This window comes from bacterium, assembly GCA_023150945.1.
Classification (GTDB): Bacteria; Zhuqueibacterota; Zhuqueibacteria; order Zhuqueibacterales; family Zhuqueibacteraceae; genus Coneutiohabitans.
This window is the reverse complement of the sequence record JAKLJX010000006.1, coordinates 295,240-316,180: the sequence shown is the minus strand read 5'-3', so window position 1 is coordinate 316,180 and position 20,941 is coordinate 295,240. Positions and strand designations below refer to the sequence as shown.

The window sequence follows — 20,941 nt, the reverse complement described above, 5'->3', positions numbered from 1 at the left end:
AGATTCTGAATCCGAGTCCGCTTGGGCTCGGATTTTTTTTCGCTGAACACCAGACCCGAACGAGCACAGGGCATGAAAGCGGACACCAAAGAACTGATCGCTGCGGCAGTGCGCGCCAAAGCCAAGGCGCTGGCGCCCTATTCGCAGTTCCACGTCGGTGCCGCCATTGCCACACGCGCGGGGCGCATCTACGACGGCTGCAACATCGAGTCGAGCTCGTACGGCCTGACTTGCTGCGCGGAACGCGTGGCGATCTTCAAGGCGCTCTCGGAGGGCGAACGTGATTTCGTATGCGTGGCAGTGGCGGCCGACACCGAAGAATTCACCACGCCCTGCGGCGCATGCCGGCAAGTGCTATGGGACTACGGCCGCGATCTCGACGTTGTTTTGGTCAACCGCGCCGGCGCAACGCGGGCGTTCAAACTGAAGGACCTGCTGCCGGAGGCCTTTGACGAACACATGTTTGGCCATGCATAAGAACTGGACAAAGCGAGGCATTTTGATCGGCATTGCCGGCGGCTCCGGCTCCGGCAAGACCATGGTTACCCAAAAGATCGTCGGCCAACTCGGCAGCGATCGCGTCATCATCATCGAGCAGGATTCCTACTACCGCAACCTCAACCATCTTTCCATCGAGGAACGCGCGACCTACAATTTCGACCATCCTTCCTCGATCGATTCCGAGCTGCTGATCCGTCACATCAAAGAACTGCTGAGCGGGCATTCGATCGACATCCCGATCTATGATTTCACCACGCATACACGCCGGCCGGAAACCCGGCGCACCGGCCCGCATGACGTCATCGTGCTCGAGGGCATTCTCATTCTCGACAATCCGGCGCTGCGCGAGCTGATGGACATCAAGGTCTATGTGGATACCGATGCCGACCTGCGCTTCATCCGCCGGCTGAAGCGCGACACCACCGAGCGCGGCCGCACCGTGCAGTCGGTGATCGAGCAGTACGAAAAAAGCGTGCGGCCCATGCATTTGCAGTTCGTCGAGCCGAGCAAGCGCTACGCCGATCTCATCATTCCGGAAGGCGGCTACAATCTCGTTGCCATCGATTTGCTGCGCACCAAGATAGCCGCGCTGTTGAAGGAAAGACAGTCGTAACAAGGAAGGCCGTTCTCATGCCGGCGCGGCGGCCCGCAAGACCCGGCACCGGCAATCCCAAAAAGCACCCAGGTGACTGCCCAACCGATCTCCCATCATCATTAACCAGAAACTCACAACCTCATGCCTGCATATTCTGAAATGGGATCCATCGAAGTGATTTGTGGCGGGATGTTCAGCGGCAAAACCGAGGAGTTGATTCGCCGCCTGCGCCGGGCGCAAATCGCCAAACAACGCGTGACGATTTTCAAACCCGTAATCGATGATCGCTATGCCAGCGACCACATCGTTTCCCACAACGACCAAAAGCTACGCTCCGTGCCGGTGAGAAACGCCGAAGAAATTCTCGCCAACGCCGGCGACGCCCAGGTCATTGGTGTGGACGAGGGCCAATTTTTCGACGCCACCCTGGTGCGGGTGTGCAACCAGTTGGCGCAGCGCGGCGTGCGCGTCATCGTCGCCGGCCTGGACATGGACTACCGCGGCGTGCCCTTCGAGCCCATGCCGCAACTCATGGCCATCGCCGAACAAGTCACCAAGACGCAGGCGATCTGCATGCAATGCGGGGAGCCTGCCAGCTATACGCAACGCCTGACTGCTTCACGCGAGCGCGTGGTGGTGGGCGCCACGCAAATCTACGAGGCCCGTTGCCGCAAGTGTTACGTGCCGCCCGAGCGCTGACCGGCGCCCTGCCATGGCCGCGCTGATTGACCTCTGCAGTCAGAAAGTCACAACCTAATTCAATCTCCGCCCGCAATCGCGGGGCTAAACAACGACGTGAGATTCATGGCTCCTTTACAAGCCGAAATGGCGCCGCCCCTGCTCGACGCGGAGCGCCTGGCAACTGCCAGCGCCTTCGTGCAACAACGTTTTACCACCATTCCCCGGCTGGCCCTCATTTTGGGATCGGGCCTGGGGACGTTTGCCGACAGCATGCAAAGCACCGAGATCCTGCCCACCAGCGAGATTCCGGACTATCCGCGCTCGACCGTTGCCGGCCATGCCGGTCGCTGGGTTGTCGGCAAGGTGGGCGGCAAGAGCCTGCTGGCCCTGCAGGGCCGCGTGCACACCTACGAAGGCTATCCGGTGTCGCTGGTCGGATTTCCGGTGCATTTGTTGGCAGAGCTGGGCGTCAAGCGTTTAATCGTCACCAATGCCGCCGGCGGCCTCAACCCGTTGTTCAAGTCCGGCGATTTGATGCTGATCGATGATCACATCAATTTCATGTTCGCCAATCCGCTGCGCGGGCAGCATCGCAAGGAGTGGGGCGAGCGCTGGCCGGACATGCGCGCGCCCTATGATCTCGAGTTGCAACGCGTGGCATTGGAGGCCGCGCGCCAGCTCGGCATTCCCCTGTGCCGTGGCGTGCTGTTTTCCTCCAAGGGGCCGAGCTACGAGTCGGCGGCGGAAGTGAGGATGGCGCAGCGCCTGGGCGCGGATGCCGCCACCATGTCCACCGTGCCGGAAGTGCTGGTGGCAGTTTCACGCGGCCTGCAAGTGCTGGGCCTTTCCTGCATCACCAATCTGTGCACCGGCTTGACCGCTCAAAAGCTCGATCATGCCGACGTCACCGAAGTGGCGAATCGCATCAGCACGACGTTTCAACAATTGCTGCACGCCATCATCAAAAAGATCGGATGACCCAAACGCCGGCAGGGCGCGGCTGCCCGGCCGCGGCAATCACTTTTCTGCCTATTTGCCATGAGACGAACGAAAACGGGAAAACGCACGCGCCTGCTGGTGGTTGGTGATCGTGTTCTCATCGAACCGGATGAAGGGGAGGAGCGCACCGAGGTCGGGTTGTATTTGCCCAAATGGGCCGTGGAACGGGAATCGGTTCAAGGCGGCAAGATTGTGGCCACCGGGCCCGGCACGCCGCTGCCGGATTTTGGTGAAGTCGACAGCGAGCCGTGGAAGCCGGCGCGCCGTGAAGCGCGGCATCTCCCCATGCAGGCGCGCGAGGGAGATTACGCCATTTTCCTGCGCAAAGCCGCGGTCGAAATCAAAATCGACGACAAGAATTATCTGGTCGTGCCGCAGGGCGCGATTTTGGTATTGATGCGCAGCAGCAGTGCGGAATGAGAAACAGAGAGGGGATCACGCTGCGGGCCGGCCGGCTCAAAACAATTCACCCTGGGGGTTGGCGCGCAACGGCTGGGCGTCGTAGCCGAGTTGTCGCAAGTGCACGGCAAAATCAGCCGGGCCGTGCGTCACGAAAATCCTGGCGGGATTGACCCGCCGGACAAACTCCAGCAGTCCCTCGAAATCCGCGTGATCCGAGAGCGGCAGAGCCTCATCCACGCCGCAGCGGTGTTTGAAACCTTCATGTATCGCCCACCCCGAAAGAAACATCGTGCGCTTGTTGGGAATGCGGGTAATCAGCTTCGTCAACTCCGCCCGCCGCGGCAGAATCAGCACCTTGCCGGCCAGATCGGAAGTGCGGCGCAATGGTTCCACCGGCGCAAAGCGGTAATCGAATTGCTCATAGACGCGCGCGAGCTTGAGAATGGTGCCGTGCACGCACAGCGAGAAACCGTTGTCCGTGAGAATCTTCATCGCCTCCTGCGATTTGCCCAAAGGGTAACCGATTACGATCGGCACGCGGCCCGATTTCAAGTTGTCAGCGGCCCATTCACACAACTTTTCAACCAGCTCGGGCCGCGGCGGAAATTTGTAGCGCGGATGGCCGTACGTGCATTCCATGATCAGCGTGTCGGCCGGCACGATTTCCAGAGGCTCTGCCGCCGCGCCAACCTCGGTGTTGAAGTCCCCGGTATAAAGCAAGCGCTCGCCGTCGCGCTCCGCGAGAATTTGCGCCGAGCCGAGAATGTGGCCGGCCGGATGAAAGGAGATACGGTAGCCCTCGATCGCCACCGGCGCTCCGAATGGCACCGGTTTGATTGGGGATTTGCCCAGGCGAGCGTGCATGAGCGCGGCCGTGGCCGGGGTGGCATAGGTGAGATGATGGGTCCGGGCGTGATCGGCATGGGCATGCGAGACGCAGACCAGCTCACTGCGGGTGCGGGCATCGAAAGTCAGGCGTGATCCCAGCAGGCGAATGGCGCGATCGTAGATGAACATAAACTTTCCGTAACCGGATAAGCCCAATGTGGCAAGGTCTTGGCTGCGATTACGAAATTTACCGGGAAGAAATCAGCACTTGCATTTCAAGAATTTTGCACTTATCTTTGCGCCGTTCTGTACACAGTTTTTGCGCCCTTTGTCTGGCGACCCCCGCAGCGCGGGTCAGCTTTATCTGGATTGCGGTCTGCTGTTGAAGCCTTCCTGACATTCCACACCGAGGATCACGGCTACCAAGGATGTTGCAGTCAACCAGCGATCCGTCCGATTCTCTGCCCTCCCGCAAATTTCGTTGTCCGTGTTGACATCCGAAGTTTGGGTAACAGGTGCGGCAAAAGCTGGTTGTACGCCTCAATCCCTCCTCGCGGACTTCCGGTTCGCGAGGGCAAGCTTTAATATTTTGAAAGGACCGTCCAGAGTATGGAAACGGGAACTGTCAAGTGGTTCAATGAAGCCAAGGGTTATGGTTTCATTCAGCGCGAAAACGGGCAAGATGTCTTCGTTCATTTCAAAGCCATCAACGGTGATGGTTTCAAGACCTTGACCGAAGGCGAAAAGGTGCAGTTCGAAGTCCAGCAAGGGCCCAAGGGCTTGTCGGCTTCCAACGTCGTTCGCCTGGGCAAGTAACTGCCCTCCACCTTGACGTAGAAAACTTCACCCCGATCGGCTTCGCCCCGCGAAACCGGTCGGGGTTTCTTATTTCCACCGGAGCCTGATCACATTCGCGCGGCACCATCACCCGGTGAAGCGAGCAGCGCCGCCGACCGCCGGCAAGCTCCTGCCGCTACCTGCCGCTTCAAGTTGCCTGCTCTGTGGGCCGCACCAGGACTTGATTGATGTCAACGTGCGCGGGCTGCTGCAGGGCGTACAGCACCGCGGCAGCGACGTCTTCCGGCTTCATGAACTCGATGCGCGGATTATTCCTGAAAACTTCAAGAATGCCGGGATCCGAGATGTGCGAGGCCAGCTCGGTGGCCACGGCACCCGGCATGATGGTGGTCACGCGCACCGGCATCTTCTCCCGCGCCAACTCGAAGCGCAACCCCTCCGCAATCCATTTGATTGCCGCCTTGGTGCCGCTGTAGACCGCTGAGCCGGGAAACACCTTGAGCGCGGCGTCCGACGAGATGTTGATGAGGTGCCCGCGGCGCTGCTCCCGCATGATCGGCAACACCGCCGCAATGCCATACAGCATGCCCTTGACGTTGGTATCGATCATGCGCGCCCACTCTTCAACCTTGAGGTTGTGCATGTAGGACAGTAGCATCACGCCGGCATTGTTGACGAGCACGTCGATTCGCCCCCACTTCTTCATGGTCTGCTGCACTGCCGCCTGCACTGCAGCTTGATCGGTGACATCGGTTTGAACCAGCAGCGCCTCCCCGCCTTGCTCGGTGATCTTCTTCTTCAAATTGCCCAAGCGATCCTTGCGCCGCGCCGCCAGCGTGACTTTCGCGCCTGCCTGTGCCAGCGCCAGGGCGGTCGCGAAACCAATGCCGCTGCTCGCGCCGGTGACAATCGCCACGTGATCTTGCAGTTGCGTCATAGACCCGCCTCACTGATTCCGCACCAGTTCCTCCCGCCCCCATTGTGAATTGGAGTTTTCATCCGGTTGCGCCGGTGGCGGGAGAACTGCGCTGCGCAGGCGCCGTAACCGAGTTCAAAATCAATCCGCCCACGGCAGCGCCCCCACGGAATCCCACATGCGCGTTGCCGTTGTGGAGATGCACCTCGGTGGGCGGAACGAATTGTATCGGGCGCAATGCCGCCGCTTTCAGTCAACTTGAAAGTCGCACGCGTTCCGGATCAAACTGATTCTGCCGCCAAAGAGCGGGCATGCTCGAGGTGGCCGTTGGTGGCTTCGGCCTTGCGGCGCGCCAGCCGGCGGCGGAGTCCTTCCACATAAGTATAGATCACCGGCACCAACACCAGCGTCAACAGCGTTGAGCTGATCAACGCGCCGATCACCACGATCGCCATGCTCTGCCGAATCTCCGAGCCGGCGCCCAGCGCCAGGGCCAGCGGCGCCATGCCCAGCACCATCGTGAGCGTAGTCATGAGAATCGGTCGCAGACGCGTCGGGCCGGCCTCCAGCAGGGCTTCACGCACGGACAAGCCGCGGCCGCGCTGCTCGCTGGTACGATCGACCAGCAAGATCGCGTTCTTGGTCACCAGGCCCATGGAAAGCAGGATGCCGATCATCGAGAACATGTTCAACGTCTGGCCGGTGAGCGCCAGCGCGCCCAAGCCGCCGACCAATGCCACCGGAATCGAGAACATGATGGTGAAGGGGTGGGCGTAGCTTTCGAACAGCGCCACCATGATCATGTACACGAACAGGGCGGCAAAAGTGATGGCGATCATCATGTCGCGAAACATGTCCTGCATGTTTTGCACATCGCCGGCATAAGCGACGGTCACCCCGGCCGGCAGTGCGATCGCGGCGCCGCGCCGTTGGATTTCCTGGGTGATCTGGCCGAGCGGCACCGTGCCGGAGAGATTGGAAGAAACTGTGATCAAACGCTCCCGGTCTTTGCGGCTGATCATGGTCGGCCCTTTGCCATAGTAGATCTCGGCAACCTGGCCGAGAAAGATGCGCTCTCCGCGATAGTTGACCAGCGTCACCTTCTCCACGTCGGCGGGGTTGCTGCGGTTGGCCTTGGCCAGCACCACGCGCGTGTCGAATTCACTGTTGCCGTCTTTGAATTTGGTGGCAATGTCGCCCTCCAGCGCGGTGCGCATCGCCACGCCGATTTCACCCAGCGTCAGGCCAAATTGCGCGGCGCGTTCGCGATCCACTGAGATCTGAATCTCGGGCTGGCCTTCCTCCCACGAGCTCTTCACGTCGCGCGTGCCCGGCACGCTGGCGGTGAGGTTCGCGACCTGCTCCGCGACCGTGGCGAGCTTTTCCAAATCCGGGCCTTTCACTTCAATCTGCAGCGGCGATTCCTGCGCTGCGCCAAACATGCTGATCGGGCTCATCCGCACGACCAGTCCTGGAATCTGCGCCGAGGCGGCCGCGATCTCGTTCATCACTGCGGCGGTGCTGCGCTCGCGCTCGCGCTTTTGCTTGAGTGTCACTGCGATCTGCGCCACGTTGGGGCGCTGCGCGCTGGTCCATTCGCTTTGCGACTTGCCAACGGTCGCCAGGTAGCGCGTCACTTCCGGCATGCCTGCCAGCAGGCTCTCCACCTGGCGCGAGGCATTGTCCGTGAGATCGAGCGCCGTGCCGATCGGCATTTCGAGATTGACGGCGAACTCACCGCGATCCGCCTCGGTCATGAACTCCGTGCCGATCGCGCCTAGCGGCACGAGCGCGAAGCTGGCCAGCAACAATGCAAAGCTGGTCGCCAGAATCGTCTTGCGATGATCCAGGCTCCACGCCAGCAAGCGGCGGTAGCGCTCGTTGAGATTCTGCTGCCAGGCTTCGAACGTGTCGATGATGGCGTGCAGCCACGGCCAGCGGAAGGAGGTGCGGCCGGCGCGCGACCACTTCGCAGCCAGCATCGGCGTGAGCGTGAATGAAACGAACAGTGACAGCAGGGTGCTCACCACGATGGTGAGGCCGAACTCCTTGAAGATCTTGCCGACGATGCCGCCGATCAGAGCAATGGGCAGGAACACCACCACGTCCACCAGCGTGATGGCAATGGCGGCGAATCCGATTTCATTGCGGCCCTTGAGCGCCGCCACCTGCGGTTCTTCGCCGTGCTCGAGATGGCGGTGAATGTTTTCCAGCACGACGATGGAATCGTCCACCAGAATGCCGATCACCAGCGCCAGCGCCATCAGCGACACCAGATTGATGGTGAAGCCGAACGCCTGCATCATGATGAAGGTAGTGATCAGGCTCGTCGGAATCGACAACAGCACGATGAAGGAATTGCGGAAACTGTGCAGGAAGACGAACAGCACCAGCGCCACCATCAACACCGCCAGGCCGAGATCGCGCTTGACTTCGTTGACGGAATGCAGGGTGAATTGCGTAATGTCCTGCGCCACTTCGAAGTGGATTCTGCCCTCCTGCTCGCTTTCGATTCTGGCCAGCTCGGCACGCACCAGCCCGGCGACTTGCACCGAGTTGGAGCCGGATTGCCGCTGCAAATACAAGCCCACCGCCGGCTCACCGTTCAAGCGCGTATAGGTCACGTCTTCGTTGAAAGTGTCGAGCACCCGGGCAACATCGCGCAAATAAATCCGGCTGTCGCCGTTGGCGGCCAGCACGATGTCGTTCATGGCCTCCGGCGAGGTGAATTTGCCGGCGACGCGCACGATGTATTGGTTTTCGGGTGAATTGATCTTGCCCGTGGGGAAATCCAGATTCTCGCGCTGCAGCGCCTGGCTGACTTGCAGAATGGAAAGATTGTAAGCGCGCAGCCGATCGTTATCCACTTCGATGCGGATTTCACGCAGCCGGCCGCCGACGATTTCCACGCTCGAGACGCCGGGCAACTGCTCCAACCGCGGGGCCACGTGCTCATCGGCAAATTGATGCAGTGCCCGGCTGTCGAGCTGATTGCTGCTCATCGCGATACGCACAATCGGAAAGTCGTTGATATCGGACTTGGTGACGGTGGGCGTGTAGATTTCCTTGGGCAAGTCCGCGCGCACGCCGTCCACCTTGCGCTGCACTTCATTGGTGGCGACTTCGACGTCCGTGGTAAACGAAAACTCCGCCAGCAGCACGGACACGCCCTCGTTGGAAAACGAGCGGATGTGCTTCAAGCCGTTCAGACTCGACAACGCCTCTTCGATGGGCTTGGCAACCTCGCTCTCCACTTCTTTCGGTCCGGCGCCAGGATAGATGGTAACAATCGACACCATCGGCCAGTCCATCTTCGGCAGCAGATCAACGCCCATTTGCGAATAGGCGAAGATCCCAAGCGCGGCCAGCGCGGTGAACACCATGGTAATGAAGGCCGGCCGTTTTATCGAAACCTCGGTGAGCGTCATAGATTTTTCCTGAATTCCATTGCCGTTTCTTCCGGAATGTGTTGAGCAATCAGAGGTGTGCCTACTCCTGCACGACGACTTTGGCGCCTTCCGACAAACGCTGCTGCCCGGACACGACCAGTTGCGCACCGGCGGTCAGGCCACTGACGATCTGCACCTGATCCTGTTCCTGCAAGCCGAGCCCGACCGGCACGCGCCGGGCAATGCCGTTCTCTGCCACATAAACATAACGGCCGGACAGATCAGACAGAACCGCAGAACGCGGCACACCCAGTACGCCCTCGGCATGCGCCACGGCAATGACACCGCGGCCAAACATGCCGCTTTTCAAAGACTCGGCTGCGTCATTCTCCACCAAAATTTCGACCGGATAGGTGCGCTCACCGTTGGCCTTTTGCGCCACCGAGATTACCCTGCCGGTGAATGCTTTCCCGGGCATGGCATCGACCGCCACGGTCGCCGACTGGCCGACGCGCAGCAACGCCACTTCGCTTTCCGACACGCTCGTTTTCAACTTCATGTTGCGCGCATCCACCACCACACCGATGCGGTCGCCCGGCTTCACCATCGCGGCCTCGTCAACATAGCGATCGGCCAGCCGGCCGGCAAGCGGCGCCTTGATGAAAGAATCATCGTACTGGCGCTGCGCCAGTTTCAAAGCCGCCTCCGCGCTCTTCAGTTGCGCCTCGGCCGCGCGCTCTGCGAGACGGGCGTTCTCGAGCACGCTTTGCGTGGTGATCTGCTGTCGGAATAGTTCTTCATATCGTTCCCGATCCTTGACCGCCTTGTCGTGGTTCGTCTGCGCGGTCAGCAATTGGGCTTTGGCTTGTTCCAGCGCGACCAGCTTGAGATCATTTTCCACCTGCACGATGGTCTCACCCTTGTGGAGCCATTCCCCCACCTGAGCGGCCACGGCCAAAATGGTGCCGTTGGTTTCAGAAATGACGGTCGCTTCGTTCTCACCGACCAGCGTGCCGGAAACGGCCAGCGTTTGCGTCATTTCTGCGGGAGAGAGAGAGAGGGTCTTGACCGCGACCGACCGCGCCTCCGGGGCAGAAGCTGGCCTTTCGCTGCTCCAGCGGCTCCACGCCACGAAGCTGATGAACACCGTCGCGACCAACAGTCCGATGACCTTCTTGGATAACATATCGTCCTCACTTTATCGAAATGTGAAACTTGCTGCCACCACCGCGCTCCGGCACGCACGCGCCCTCCAGTCATCACACCGGAAGTTTGCGCATGCGCACCGCAGCCAAAACCTGCACCTACCGTCCCAAGACACCCATCGCGCGCGCCAGTTGCGCCTTGGCGAGGAAGAAATCATAGCGCGCCTCGATGCGGCTCGCCTTGGCCTGAGTTGCGGCAACTTCGGCATCCACCACGTCCAGGCTCGAAAGCAAACCGACCTCATAAGAATTGTTGACGATGCGCAGATTCTCGTTCGCTTCCTCCACCGCCTTTTCCGCGATGGTGATGCGCTTCTCCGCCGCCGCCAGGTTCAGCGAAGCCTGCTTCACCTGCAGTTGCAGGCCGCGGGTGAAATTTTCTTCCATCCTCTGCGCCTGCTGCAGCGCCGAGCGCTCGCGTTGCAGCCCGGCATAATTCTGGAAGCTGTTGAACACCGGAATCGAAGCCGAGATTGCCAGCGACCAGGTGCGGAAGCTGTCGAAGGCCCAGGTATCGTTCGCCTCCCAGGAATAATTGTACGCCAGGCCGACTTTCGGCAGAAAACTCGAGCGCGCGAGGCCGACCGAAGCCCGCTGCGCTGAAACGCTCGACTTCATGATCTGCACGCCGGGATGGCGACGCAACGCGATTTCGGTCTGCTCAGCCAGCGTGCGCGGGGCCTGCCAACTGAAATCGCTCACCGGCTGCAGCGCCACCTCGTGCTCCAATGCCACCCCCATCACCTGATTCAGAGCAGACTTGGTCAACTCGAGGTTGTTCTGCGCCACGATCACAGCATTCTCCGCCGTGGCGAGTGCGACTTCGAAGCGCAACACTTCATTGCGCGCGCGCAAACCGACCTCCAACATCTTCTTCGACGTTTCGAGATGCCGCTGCGCGGAACGATGCGATTCCTCCGCCAGCGCCAGCAGCTCCTGCGCTTTCAACACTTGAAAGTAGGCATTGTGCGTCTCAAAGATCACACTTTGCCGGGTTTCTTCCAGGCTGGCCTGGCCGCGCACCTCCATCGCCTGCGCCAGATTCAACTGCGACGACAACACGCCGCCGGTGTAGATCGGTTGCACTACGCTCACCGCAGGGCCGTAAGAATTGCGCCAGGCACCGGGACGGACATTGCGGCGCAACTCATCCGGCAAGAACTGGCTGTTGGCGGGATCATTCACAAAGTTGTAAAACGCATTGGCGCGGTCAAGCGTGCCTTGATCCAGCCGGACATATTGAAAACCGAAATTCACCTGCGGCAGATAGTCCAAATAAGCCTTCTTCAAGCCCCACTGTGAAGAGCGCGCACCTTGTTTGGCCGCCTGCAGTGAGAGATTGTTGTCAAGCGCAGTGATCACCGCCTGCTCGAGGGTCAACACGGTGCCGTTCGGCCGCGAAGCTGGCGCGGCTTCGGCCGCGGCCGCCATGGAAGCGGTCTCCTGTGCCGCCGCACTCGTCACGACGACGCTGATCATCAGTGAAAAAAAGACGCGCTGAAAAGCGAACATTGGGGTTCCTCCGTTGAAAGGTATGTCACTCATACAGGCTTGCGATCTCACAAGAGTATATGGCTTGCACTCACCCGGCATGCGCGAAAGCCGCCTTGCGGTTCTGGCAAGTAGGCCTGCGGCACGAGGGGAGTCCAGGGAATTCTTCCAAGCTGCCGGTCAATGGTCAAACGCATTCTCATCTTGCGTGGCCACGCGCGGTGCTAGGCCGCCTTGCTCGCGACGTTGCGGCCCGGACCTTCGTGCAGCTTCTGGTGTTTCAACTTCAGTCCGGCCGGCCAGTCCAGCGCCCAGTGTTCCTCGGCCTGCACTTGCGCGGTGAGCTGATCGAGCCATTCCAATTCCAGCTTCATGTGTTTGTGCGCGTTTTCGATCAGCAAAAACCAATTGAAGGGAATCTGCTCTTTCAGTTTGATCAAATGATCGTGCAGATCGCGATCACATTGCATCAGCTTTTCGCGGCGATGCTGTAGCGCGGCCAACACCCGTTCGCGCGGCGCGCCTTGAATGAAGGCCACGCCCAGACCGAACGGCCACTCCGGCCGGTCCTCTTCGCGCAGGAAATGCTCCACCATCTCACTCAACTGGCTGCGGCCCATCGCGGTAATCGAATAAACGGTGCGCTCCGGCGTGTTGCCGACTTTTTCTTTTTCGGATTTAATCAAACCGCCCTCTTCCAGCCGGGTCAGCGTGGTATAAATCGACGCGAGCTTGATCTTGGCCCAATACTCCATTTCGCGCCGGGTGATCTCCTGATGGATTTGATACCCGTGCATCGGCGACTCCGCCAGCAACCCCAAAATGGCAATCTCATTCTTCGACATTCTGCTCTCCAAAAAAAAATTCGGGGAGTTTTACTACTCAAAGTTAGAATAGTTGCGTTATGAGTAAGTTAAATTTTGAGAGCCTTTTTGTTCACTTTTGCATCTGAAGCGCATATTTTAATGCTTTATAATCAGGCTAATGCAAACGATTCCTCAGTTGTTGAGATGGGTGCTTTTCGCCAGGAGTATTCTGCAATTAGGTGGGAGCGCGGGCGGGAGCCTAAAGTCAAACCGCCCGGGCGCGATGTTCCACCACAGAAACATGAACGCCCGGGCGATGGCTTTTCCGCCAAGTTTAGGAGGGTGAAAAAACCACAGACTCCCTTTCGCCCTCAGGCAATGCGGAGCGGAAGAAAGCTGTGTCTGAGGCGAATCACTTGACCAACATGAGCCGCCGGGTTTGGGAAAAACCGTCTGCCTGCAAACGGTAGAAGTACACACCGCTGGAGAACTGGCCCAGCGCCATGGTCACTTGGTGCCAGCCGGCAGGAAACCTTCCTTGGGCCAAGGTGGTGACTTCCCTGCCAAACACATCGAAAATTTTGAGCGTGACCTGCGCGGGCTTGGGCAGCGCAAACGTGATCGTTGTGCCGGGATTGAAGGGGTTGGGATAATTTTGCTGCAGTTCGTAAGTCGCGGGGATGGCCAGATCATCTTCCCTTTCGCTCACCCCGACAGTCGGGCCCCGGAACAGAAGATATGCCAAGAAGCCGCTTTCGATGCGCGTGTTGCCTTGCTGCATTGTACCGACAAAAGCCTGTCCGGCGACAGATTTTGCCATGGTGTTCGCCGCAGCCGGAATGGCAAAGCCCATATTATGCGAAAACCAGTCGATTTTGCTGGCCGGGGTTTGCGCGTTTGCATCGTTTTGAAAAAACAGGCATGGTAAAACGAGCATGCTAAAGAATATCTTTTTTGTCTTCATGGTCAAAAGCCCTTTCTTATTGCAAATTCACCAACACCAGTACCGACCCTTGCTTTTTTCCGAGCTCGACATCGCTTTGCCAATAACCGCACCTTGCCAACGAACAAAGTTCGTCGCCTTCACCGCATGCCCCGCAACGCTCGAAGTCGTGAGGAAATCCCCCGCCGCAATAGCGCCATTGGCTGCCAAGGCGAGCGCATAGACTTTGCCCGTGAGCGCGAGGTGCTGTCCCCCCCGCCAGCGAGCCTTCTTGTTGGAGAGTGAGTCTGGGATCAACGCCGCCCGCGCAGCTAACCACGCCGGCCACGCGTTTATCGTGGACTTGAGGGCTGAATTTCATAAAATTGTCACTTGCCTTCCTCACCCGCTGTACGTATTTTGATATTACTATCAAGCACGCGGGCCAGATTGGAATAGTTGCAACTACTTTTCCGGAGATCGTGATCATGGCAGAAGTACTGATCGACATCAAAATCGAGCCGCTTCCTGGAGGCGGTTATCTGGCAACCAGCGACGAGTTGCAAGGTTTGATTGCACAAGGCCGCACGGTAGCCGAGACCATCGAAATTGCGCAAGACGTTGCCCGCAAATTGATCGAGTCCTGCTTGGAGCATCGCGATCCGTTACCGCCAAAAATTCGCGCCGCTTTCAAAAGGCGCGGACAAAAAACCACGCTCAAAATTCCCGTTGGCATCGAGCTGGAGGCGACGGCAGCATGAGCCGCCTGCCTGCCATGACCTACCGCGAGGTCGTGCAACGCTTGCGCGCCGCCGGATTCGTGTTTGACCGGCAGGCGAAAGGCAGCCACGAAATCTGGTATAACCCAAAAAACAAGCGTCGCACCACCGTGCCTCATCATCCCGGCAACTTGCCGACCGGTACACTCCGCGCCATCATCCGCGAAGCCGGATTGACCATGGATGAGTTCTTGGGACTTAAACAGCGCAATTAATAAACGAAGCCATTACTGCAGATTCACCAACACCGCACCAGCTCTTCCCCGCTTTCCAGCTTTGACATCGCCTTGCTAATCACCATTCCGTGCGAGCGAGCAGCATCTGTCGCCTTCACCGAATGCCCCGCAACGCTCGAAGTCGTGAGTAAATCAGCCGCCGCAATGGTGCCATTGGCTGCTGTGGCGAGAGCATAGACTCTACCGCTGAGGCAACGTTCTGCCCGCCATCCAACAACACGCCTTCCTGTGTGAGCGTTATGCCCGGATTGATGCCGCCCGCGCCACTGATCGCGTCCGCCACGCGCTTGTCGTAGGCTTGATGGCTCGATTTCAGTTGGCCAGGATTTTCTTCATCAATAATCACCAACGCGCCTTTGGGAATGGGCTGGTTCTCGGAAATTTCAAATGGCTCGGCGAGGTCCATGCCGCCGGTGATTTTCAGAACTTTGGTTGTAGTGGTGCCGACAACTTCAAGCTTGCTTGTTGGAGATGTTGTTCCGATACCGACATTGCCGGAATAAGTAATACGCATTTGCTCATTAACTGCTCCAAGTTCACCGTTTGCTGTAGACAGCATTAAGTCATAACCGCCACCGCCTGGATGCTCTCCAAAACCAATTCGCGCGTTGGAAAAAGCATTATTCGCGCCATGCCACCGACTTAGCATAAGTTCAGGTAGATCATTGTTCGTGGTTATGATGGCGTTCATTTGACTACCCGAACCGCCTCTCAGGTGTAATTGCCCCAAAGGACTCGGCGTTCCAATTCCAATATTACCAGAATATGTAATACGCATCTGCTCATTTACTACTCCAAGTTCACCGTTTGCTGTGGACAGCGTTAAGTCATAACCGCCACCGCCTGGATGCTCTCCAAAACCAATTCGCGCGTTGGAAAAAACATTATTCGCGCCATGCCACCGACTTAGTCTGAGTTCAGGTAGATCATTATTGGATGTCATAATAGCGTGCATTTGGCTACCCGAACCTCCTCTTAGATGTAGTTGCCCTTGAGGATTCGACGTCCCAATTCCAACATTGCCGTCAAGGCGATAAATATTCGCCCCGCTATGCCGCCACGTCGTATCCGCCAGCGACGCCACTTAAACGCTCGCCGTATCCGCGCGCAGCGAGCTGAAGCTGTAGCCCACACTTGTCAGCGCAATGAGCGGGGCAAGCTCCGCGTCGCTGCCAACTTGAATGCCCAGCCAATATTGAGTGTCAAATTTGACCGAAGCGCCAAATAGCGTTTTGTCGCCCAGCGCAGTTGAAAAGAGTCCGCTCTTCACCAGCAAATCTTTTGTTTCCGACCAAATCGCCGTGCCGCCGGTGGGTGAGGTGTAAAATCGAAACGTGAAGGAGTAACTGCCATCCGGTCTGGGCTTGCCGGCGTTGTCGGTGAGCACGCCCTGGTAGGAAAGCGTATGGGGAATTTGGGCGTGGAGTGTGTCGCCCGCCACGATACAAATAAAAAGCGTTGCGAAAATAGTGATGAAGTTTTTCATAAACGTCTCCGCGTTGAAAGTTGATGGTTCTGCAAGGATTTTTGCTTGCCTTCTTCGCTTTTTCTGCTTAATTTGAAATGTTAATTTTTATGCGACCATGAAAGAGAAATTGCCATGACAACTCAAACTGTGACTCTTCAGGAGGCTCAAACTCGCCTGGCGGAATTGTTAACCCTGGCACAGACGGGCAACGAAATCATCATCACCGAAGGCAACAAACCTTTGGCGCGTTTGGTGCCAATTGCCGGATCAAAACCACTTCGCCGTATCGCCGGATTGGATCGCGGCAAAATTTGGATGAGTGATGATTTCGATGCGCCACTGCCGGATGAGTTTTGGACAGGCGAAAAATGAACCTGCTCTTGGATTCGCATGCCTTTATCTGGTGGAGCAGTGAGCCGGAGAAACTCTCGCCGAGTGCCCGCGCCTATTGTGAAGACGGCAATAACATGTTGCTCCTCAGCGTCGCCAGCGTATGGGAGATGCAGATCAAGCTCCAGCTTGGAAAATTGAAGCTGTTTGCTCCATTGCGCACATTGATTGAAAATCAACAGCGCAATAACGCCCTGCAGATTCTGCGGATTGATATCGAGCATGCGTTTGCACTGGAGGCATTGCCTCTTCATCACAAAGATCCGTTTGATAGAATGTTGATCGCCCAAGCCAACACCGAAGAGCTTTTTCTGCTGAGCAAAGACGAGATTTTCAAAGCTTATCCCGTCAAACTGCTGTGGTGACTGTATCACTGCAAATTCACCAACACCAGCACCAATCCTTCCCCGCTTTCCAGCTTCGACATCGCCTTCCCGATTACCGTTCCGTGCGAACGAGAAACATCCGTAGCCTTCATCGCATGTCCCGCAATTTCCGACGTTGTCAACAAATCCTCCGGCTTGATGGGGCCGTTGGCGGCGGTGGCCAAAGCATACACGCGGCCGCTGAGCGCAACGTTCTGCCCGCCTTCCAGCACGCCTTCTTGCGTGAGCGTTAAGCCTGGATTGATGCCGCCCGCGCCGCTCACCACGCCCGCCACGCGCTTGTCGTAGGCTTGCTGGCTCAATTTCAATTGGCCAGGATTTTCTTCATCAATAATCACCAACGCGCCTTTGGGAATGAGCTAGCTCTCGGAACTCTCAAACGGCTCGGTGAGGTTGCCGCCGCCGGTGATGGCAAGAACTTTGGTAGTAGTAGTGCCGACAACTTCGAGCTTGCCTGTTGGAGACGATGTGCCAATGCCAATATTGCCATCATGAGTAATTCGCACTTTTTCAGTGTACGCATTGCCGGTTGTGGTTTTGAAAGCTAGAGCGGAATTGCCGCTATGATCATCTTCTAAATACTTGCCCCGCTATGCCTCCATGTCGTATCCGCCAGTGAAGCCACAGAATCATTCGCCCTATCCGCACGTAACGAGCTGAAGCTGTATTCCACACTCGTCAGCGCAATGGGTGGAGAAAGTTCGTTCGACTCGCCCTGAACTTGAATGCCCAGCCAATAATGCTGGTCAACTTTGGTCGTTGTGCCAAAGGCATTTTGGTCGCCCAACGCGGTCGAAAAGAGCCCGTTCTTCGCGGATTCTGGACATCGATTACGGCCGTCACGAGTTCACCTGTCCGGTGCGCGCGTTGCGAAATTGGATCGAGGCGGCGCAGATCAGCAGCGGCCGGCTGTTTCGTCACATTGAAAAAGGCGGCCGTCTCGAGCACGTGCGTGAGGAGTTGAATGATCTCGTGTTGTTTTATATTTTGAAGCGCTATGTTGAGCACACCGAATTCACGGGCAATGAATTGACCCCGCATTTTTTTCGGGCGACGTTTGCCACCCTCATCTTCTCCAACGGTGTCAATGGCCTCGAAATTCAGAAAGGCGGCCGCTGGCGCGATTACGGCACGATGAGTGGCTATGTGCGCAAAAGGAAGGAATTCAAATCGGAGTGGTCGGAGAGATTGAAGTTTTAACGCTCGCGGTCAGCCGCACGCGAACGTAGCGAAACGTGTCGTCTGCAACGCGGGGTTAGGGATAAAAAAGCCAGGACCGTGAGTTTGTTTTTCAACATAATGCTCCTCCTGAAAAATTTGCTTCCGGTTCAAACACGGCAAGGTCGGCAACCTCGGTTTGAATTTTTAAGCCCCGTGAACGAGCCAGTGCTTGCGCTTTGGCAAGACCAACTTCTGATCCATCAACGCCGTGCACATGCAGCCCGAGCGCAGCAAGGAAAACCGCGTTGCGGCCCTCGCCTTCCGCCAGTGATAGAACGGGACCACTTAGCTTCTCTGCATGTTCGGCAAGAAATGCATTCGGCTCGGTTCCGTATATATATTCATCCACGGCGTAACGTTGATTCCACTCCATTCGAAATATCCTTTGAAGACCTAACGGCAAGTTTAACCGGCGCGGGCGCGCGCCACGATCATTAGAATTAAAAATCATGTCTCGCGCGCCTGCGTCCGGTTGATGCACAGTTAGGAATTTTCGTTAAGCTCCGAGAAAAGTTCGTTGCGCCAACTCAAGAAACTTCACCTTGTAGCATTAATGCGAAATAGATCTATGGTGCAAGTGGATCTAGTAGCATCCTCATTACTTCTAGACCACTACTATTTTGTCTAAAGGATTGTCTTATATGCTTGATTCTTTCTTGCCAGTATTGAACATTTCGGATGCCCTTTGTCTTCTTATTTCGTAAAAGAGAAGTAGGATCAACCTTGCCGACATTCATCTGACACAATTTCCAGTTAAAGTATATTGCGCCTCGCAGTCGATCTTCAATAATGCCTTGCGAGATGTTGCTTTTTTCGTAAAGTTTCTTGAACTGTTTATACCCTACTTCCAGCGCAGCATCGGCATCTACGATGAGTGCAATCTCGAGCAATATTTTGAGGAAGTCAAGCTTAACGTTTTCTGCTGGTTGGTTGATAGGCCTAGCCTGCTCCGCTTCTTTAAACAATACTTCGGCCTTGTGGAGATGATCAAAAATATTCATGGCGCGAAGATAGTAAACGCTTAACTCACGCTGAGCCGTCGCCATTTCCCAATCAAGTTCATGATTCTTAGCTAACTGTATAGAATAGATATCCAGCTCTTCCGCCGCGGATAAAATGGCGTTTATTGCGCGGAACTCGGGGACGGAATCCCATTCAAGCCATTCTGCTAATCTCAGATACATGTTTCCTAAAACGATGGTACTAGCCCATAAGCCACGTACATCTCCTAATTGTTCCCTCAGTAAGCGGGCGCTCTCCATTTCTTTTATGGCATCTTCAACTTCTCGGCGATTTTTCGCAGGCTTCCATCTTTCATTTCTTGCAATTTCATGTTTTATCAATGCCTCAACATATAGGTCTCCCTCGCTAAGCTTTTCAAACTCCTCTTGTGTATACAGCGCATCTTTGCCTGTATGACGCCTTAGACGGGCTAATTCCGCTAAAGCGCGTGCTTTCTCAAGAAGATCGGCGGTACTATTATCAATAACCTCGCGAAGGAGCACTGCTGCCATTTCTTTATTGGGCACAGGAGCCAATCGAAGCGCTGCTGCACAGGCAATCTTAGCTGCTTGAAGATACCTTTCTGTATTTGGCATCGAAAGAAAAAGGCTTTTCGCTTCTTCTGCATTATTTAGAGCTAGCTTGCGAGCTTGTGAATCAGAGATCTCCAACTGTGCTTCAGACAATAGCACCAGCGTGATCGCTTTCTTACGTGGATCATCACGTACGGTTTCTCGAGCATTTTGGAATACAGTGATAGCATCTTTGAATTTCGAGCAATGTTTCAGTAATTCTCCTGTGACAATCTGTTTCTCCCAACTAGATGACAAATGATCAACGGTCCATTTGTCTATAGCGGCCTTCCAATTCCAGTTTGATACTTTTGGTTCTGTAAAGTTAGCATTGGAGGCGCATCGAAGTATGATCTCGACATTTTTCAAATCATTATGCGCCTCATACACGTAGACGTTCGAACGGATGCCGTTCTCTTTCCGTTTTGTAAAAAGTGCATCAAGTTGTTTGGTAACACTTGAAAAAGCCACCCAATATAAATCATGTTCCGAAGGCAACTCAGTTAGCCATTGACTAATATCGAAGTCGTCTGTGCCTGAATAACCTACAACTACAAGGTTAAACTTTTGGAGAATGGCTTTCAAAACGGCGTGGCGGTCCGCATCACGCCGCGTACGTGAGATTGATCGCAGTGTTGCCACAGGACCTGACTCACGTGAAGGTATCCAACTTCTTATATTGTCCCACTCTCTAATTGTCCCGTGTATTTTCCAGAGTCCGTTTGTAACTGAGTTGCCAACGTTCCAATCTTTCTGCCGAAAATAAACAGCATTAAAACAATTGGAACTTGAGGACATACGGTGCAATGCCTCTTCGATGAGTGTATCAAAATTTGTGGTGACAACTGGTCTATTTTGGGCGATTGTAGCTAGATGATAGTGCAACTTATTGGGAACACGTTGATATTCTTGAGTAGGGAAGTAACACATATCCAGAATTTCTAGATTCGGATCAACAGTTCTTTGGAGCACTTCCAGTAAGCCCTCAAATCTAAGAGGCACGCCTTCAGGAAGTTGAATTTGAAGATGCCCGAAAAGGCTTTTGGCATTGCATTGTGCTAAGAGATAAGTGATGAAATCTTTCGCGATGGGCAATCCAGAGCCGGAAGAAATACCAGAACCACACAATATTGCGATACTACTTTTTTGCAGTTTACGCAAGAAATCATCAAGATTAGAAATGATACGGTAATATCCGGGCATATTCTTTAACTCCTGTTCTAATACTAATGAAGTAGCTTCTTGCAATAGCTACATGTTATCACTTCCTACTAAAGAGTCAGGGAGAAATTACTATGCCCAACGCGAGCTTCACCGGCTGCGGGGCATAGAGAAAGCTTGATCGAAGGACAGA

General features: G+C 56.0%; 22 protein-coding genes and 1 pseudogene. 11 read left to right on the top strand and 12 right to left on the bottom strand.

Annotated elements, in window-relative coordinates; translation table 11 throughout:
* The first annotated feature begins 72 nt into the window (after positions 1-72).
* From L6R21_10845 to L6R21_10825, 5 genes are all read left to right on the top strand, one after another.
* Positions 73-477, top strand: a complete 405-nt coding sequence (locus tag L6R21_10845) for a cytidine deaminase (GenBank protein MCK6559683.1) — start codon at positions 73-75, stop codon at positions 475-477.
* Entirely contained in the window at positions 470-1,114 is a 645-nt protein-coding gene (gene udk / locus L6R21_10840; GenBank protein MCK6559682.1) for a uridine kinase, read from the top strand. The genes L6R21_10845 and udk overlap by 8 nt, the downstream gene beginning before the upstream one ends.
* 123 nt (positions 1,115-1,237) lie before the next feature.
* Positions 1,238-1,795 (top strand): thymidine kinase, encoded by a 558-nt coding sequence (locus tag L6R21_10835; GenBank protein MCK6559681.1) that lies wholly within the window; start codon positions 1,238-1,240, stop codon positions 1,793-1,795.
* Between the two features lie 105 nt (positions 1,796-1,900).
* The gene (locus L6R21_10830; GenBank protein MCK6559680.1) at positions 1,901-2,755 is read left to right on the top strand and encodes a purine-nucleoside phosphorylase; all 855 of its coding nucleotides are present in this window, start codon (positions 1,901-1,903) and stop codon (positions 2,753-2,755) included.
* Between the two features lie 60 nt (positions 2,756-2,815).
* Entirely contained in the window at positions 2,816-3,196 is a 381-nt protein-coding gene (locus L6R21_10825; protein MCK6559679.1) for a co-chaperone GroES family protein, read from the top strand.
* Positions 3,197-3,232: 36 nt separating this feature from the next.
* On the opposite strand, the gene L6R21_10820 is transcribed toward L6R21_10825, so the two are convergent.
* On the bottom strand, positions 3,233-4,195 hold the full coding sequence (locus L6R21_10820; GenBank protein ID MCK6559678.1) for an MBL fold metallo-hydrolase: 963 nt from the start codon (positions 4,193-4,195) through the stop codon (positions 3,233-3,235).
* 420 nt (positions 4,196-4,615) lie between these two features.
* On the opposite strand from L6R21_10820, the gene L6R21_10815 reads away from it, so the two are divergent.
* A complete protein-coding gene (locus L6R21_10815) occupies positions 4,616-4,822 on the top strand; it encodes a cold-shock protein (GenBank protein MCK6559677.1) in 207 nt (68 codons plus the stop codon).
* Positions 4,823-4,991: 169 nt separating this feature from the next.
* Here L6R21_10815 and L6R21_10810 read toward each other — a convergent pair whose 3' ends face one another.
* The 6 genes from L6R21_10810 to L6R21_10785 all read right to left on the bottom strand — a co-directional run bounded on the left by L6R21_10810 (position 4,992) and on the right by L6R21_10785 (position 13,431).
* Positions 4,992-5,741, bottom strand: a complete 750-nt coding sequence (locus L6R21_10810; protein MCK6559676.1) for an SDR family oxidoreductase — start codon at positions 5,739-5,741, stop codon at positions 4,992-4,994.
* 260 nt (positions 5,742-6,001) lie between these two features.
* Positions 6,002-9,148 (bottom strand): efflux RND transporter permease subunit, encoded by a 3,147-nt coding sequence (locus L6R21_10805; GenBank protein ID MCK6559675.1) that lies wholly within the window; start codon positions 9,146-9,148, stop codon positions 6,002-6,004.
* A gap of 61 nt (positions 9,149-9,209) precedes the next feature.
* Positions 9,210-10,295 (bottom strand): efflux RND transporter periplasmic adaptor subunit, encoded by a 1,086-nt coding sequence (locus L6R21_10800; GenBank protein ID MCK6559674.1) that lies wholly within the window; start codon positions 10,293-10,295, stop codon positions 9,210-9,212.
* Between the two features lie 118 nt (positions 10,296-10,413).
* Complete coding sequence (locus L6R21_10795; protein MCK6559673.1) at positions 10,414-11,826, bottom strand: TolC family protein; 1,413 nt, start codon at positions 11,824-11,826, stop codon at positions 10,414-10,416.
* A gap of 203 nt (positions 11,827-12,029) precedes the next feature.
* Positions 12,030-12,650: a PadR family transcriptional regulator gene (locus L6R21_10790; GenBank protein ID MCK6559672.1), complete on the bottom strand. Its 621-nt coding sequence runs from the start codon at positions 12,648-12,650 to the stop codon at positions 12,030-12,032.
* Between the two features lie 373 nt (positions 12,651-13,023).
* Positions 13,024-13,431: a T9SS type A sorting domain-containing protein gene (locus tag L6R21_10785; GenBank protein MCK6559671.1), complete on the bottom strand. Its 408-nt coding sequence runs from the start codon at positions 13,429-13,431 to the stop codon at positions 13,024-13,026.
* Positions 13,432-14,021: 590 nt separating this feature from the next.
* Between L6R21_10785 and L6R21_10780 the strand changes: the two genes are divergently transcribed.
* Both L6R21_10780 and L6R21_10775 read left to right on the top strand, forming a co-directional pair.
* Positions 14,022-14,294, top strand: coding sequence for a type II toxin-antitoxin system HicB family antitoxin (locus tag L6R21_10780; protein MCK6559670.1), 273 nt, complete (start codon positions 14,022-14,024; stop codon positions 14,292-14,294).
* Positions 14,291-14,527, top strand: a complete 237-nt coding sequence (locus L6R21_10775; GenBank protein MCK6559669.1) for a type II toxin-antitoxin system HicA family toxin — start codon at positions 14,291-14,293, stop codon at positions 14,525-14,527. Before L6R21_10780 ends, L6R21_10775 begins: the two co-directional genes overlap by 4 nt.
* A gap of 115 nt (positions 14,528-14,642) precedes the next feature.
* Here L6R21_10775 and L6R21_10770 read toward each other — a convergent pair whose 3' ends face one another.
* Positions 14,643-15,503, bottom strand: coding sequence for a hypothetical protein (locus L6R21_10770; GenBank protein MCK6559668.1), 861 nt, complete (start codon positions 15,501-15,503; stop codon positions 14,643-14,645).
* Between the two features lie 129 nt (positions 15,504-15,632).
* Positions 15,633-16,034, bottom strand: a complete 402-nt coding sequence (locus L6R21_10765; protein ID MCK6559667.1) for a hypothetical protein — start codon at positions 16,032-16,034, stop codon at positions 15,633-15,635.
* A gap of 114 nt (positions 16,035-16,148) precedes the next feature.
* Here L6R21_10765 and L6R21_10760 point away from each other — a divergent pair, with 114 nt between their 5' ends.
* On the top strand, positions 16,149-16,388 hold the full coding sequence (locus L6R21_10760; protein MCK6559666.1) for a type II toxin-antitoxin system prevent-host-death family antitoxin: 240 nt from the start codon (positions 16,149-16,151) through the stop codon (positions 16,386-16,388).
* Positions 16,385-16,771 (top strand): type II toxin-antitoxin system VapC family toxin, encoded by a 387-nt coding sequence (locus L6R21_10755; GenBank protein MCK6559665.1) that lies wholly within the window; start codon positions 16,385-16,387, stop codon positions 16,769-16,771. Before L6R21_10760 ends, L6R21_10755 begins: the two co-directional genes overlap by 4 nt.
* Positions 16,772-16,776: 5 nt before the next feature.
* Here L6R21_10755 and L6R21_10750 read toward each other — a convergent pair whose 3' ends face one another.
* Positions 16,777-17,130 (bottom strand): hypothetical protein, encoded by a 354-nt coding sequence (locus L6R21_10750; protein MCK6559664.1) that lies wholly within the window; start codon positions 17,128-17,130, stop codon positions 16,777-16,779.
* Between the two features lie 529 nt (positions 17,131-17,659).
* On the opposite strand from L6R21_10750, the gene L6R21_10745 reads away from it, so the two are divergent.
* On the top strand, positions 17,660-17,992 hold the full coding sequence (locus L6R21_10745) for a tyrosine-type recombinase/integrase (GenBank protein MCK6559663.1): 333 nt from the start codon (positions 17,660-17,662) through the stop codon (positions 17,990-17,992).
* A gap of 118 nt (positions 17,993-18,110) precedes the next feature.
* Here the strand turns inward: L6R21_10745 and L6R21_10740 are convergent.
* Both L6R21_10740 and L6R21_10735 read right to left on the bottom strand, forming a co-directional pair.
* A pseudogene (locus tag L6R21_10740) lies at positions 18,111-18,386 on the bottom strand (class I SAM-dependent methyltransferase).
* Positions 18,387-18,579: 193 nt separating this feature from the next.
* Complete coding sequence (locus L6R21_10735) at positions 18,580-20,790, bottom strand: SIR2 family protein (GenBank protein ID MCK6559662.1); 2,211 nt, start codon at positions 20,788-20,790, stop codon at positions 18,580-18,582.
* Between the last annotated feature and the right edge of the window lie 151 nt (positions 20,791-20,941).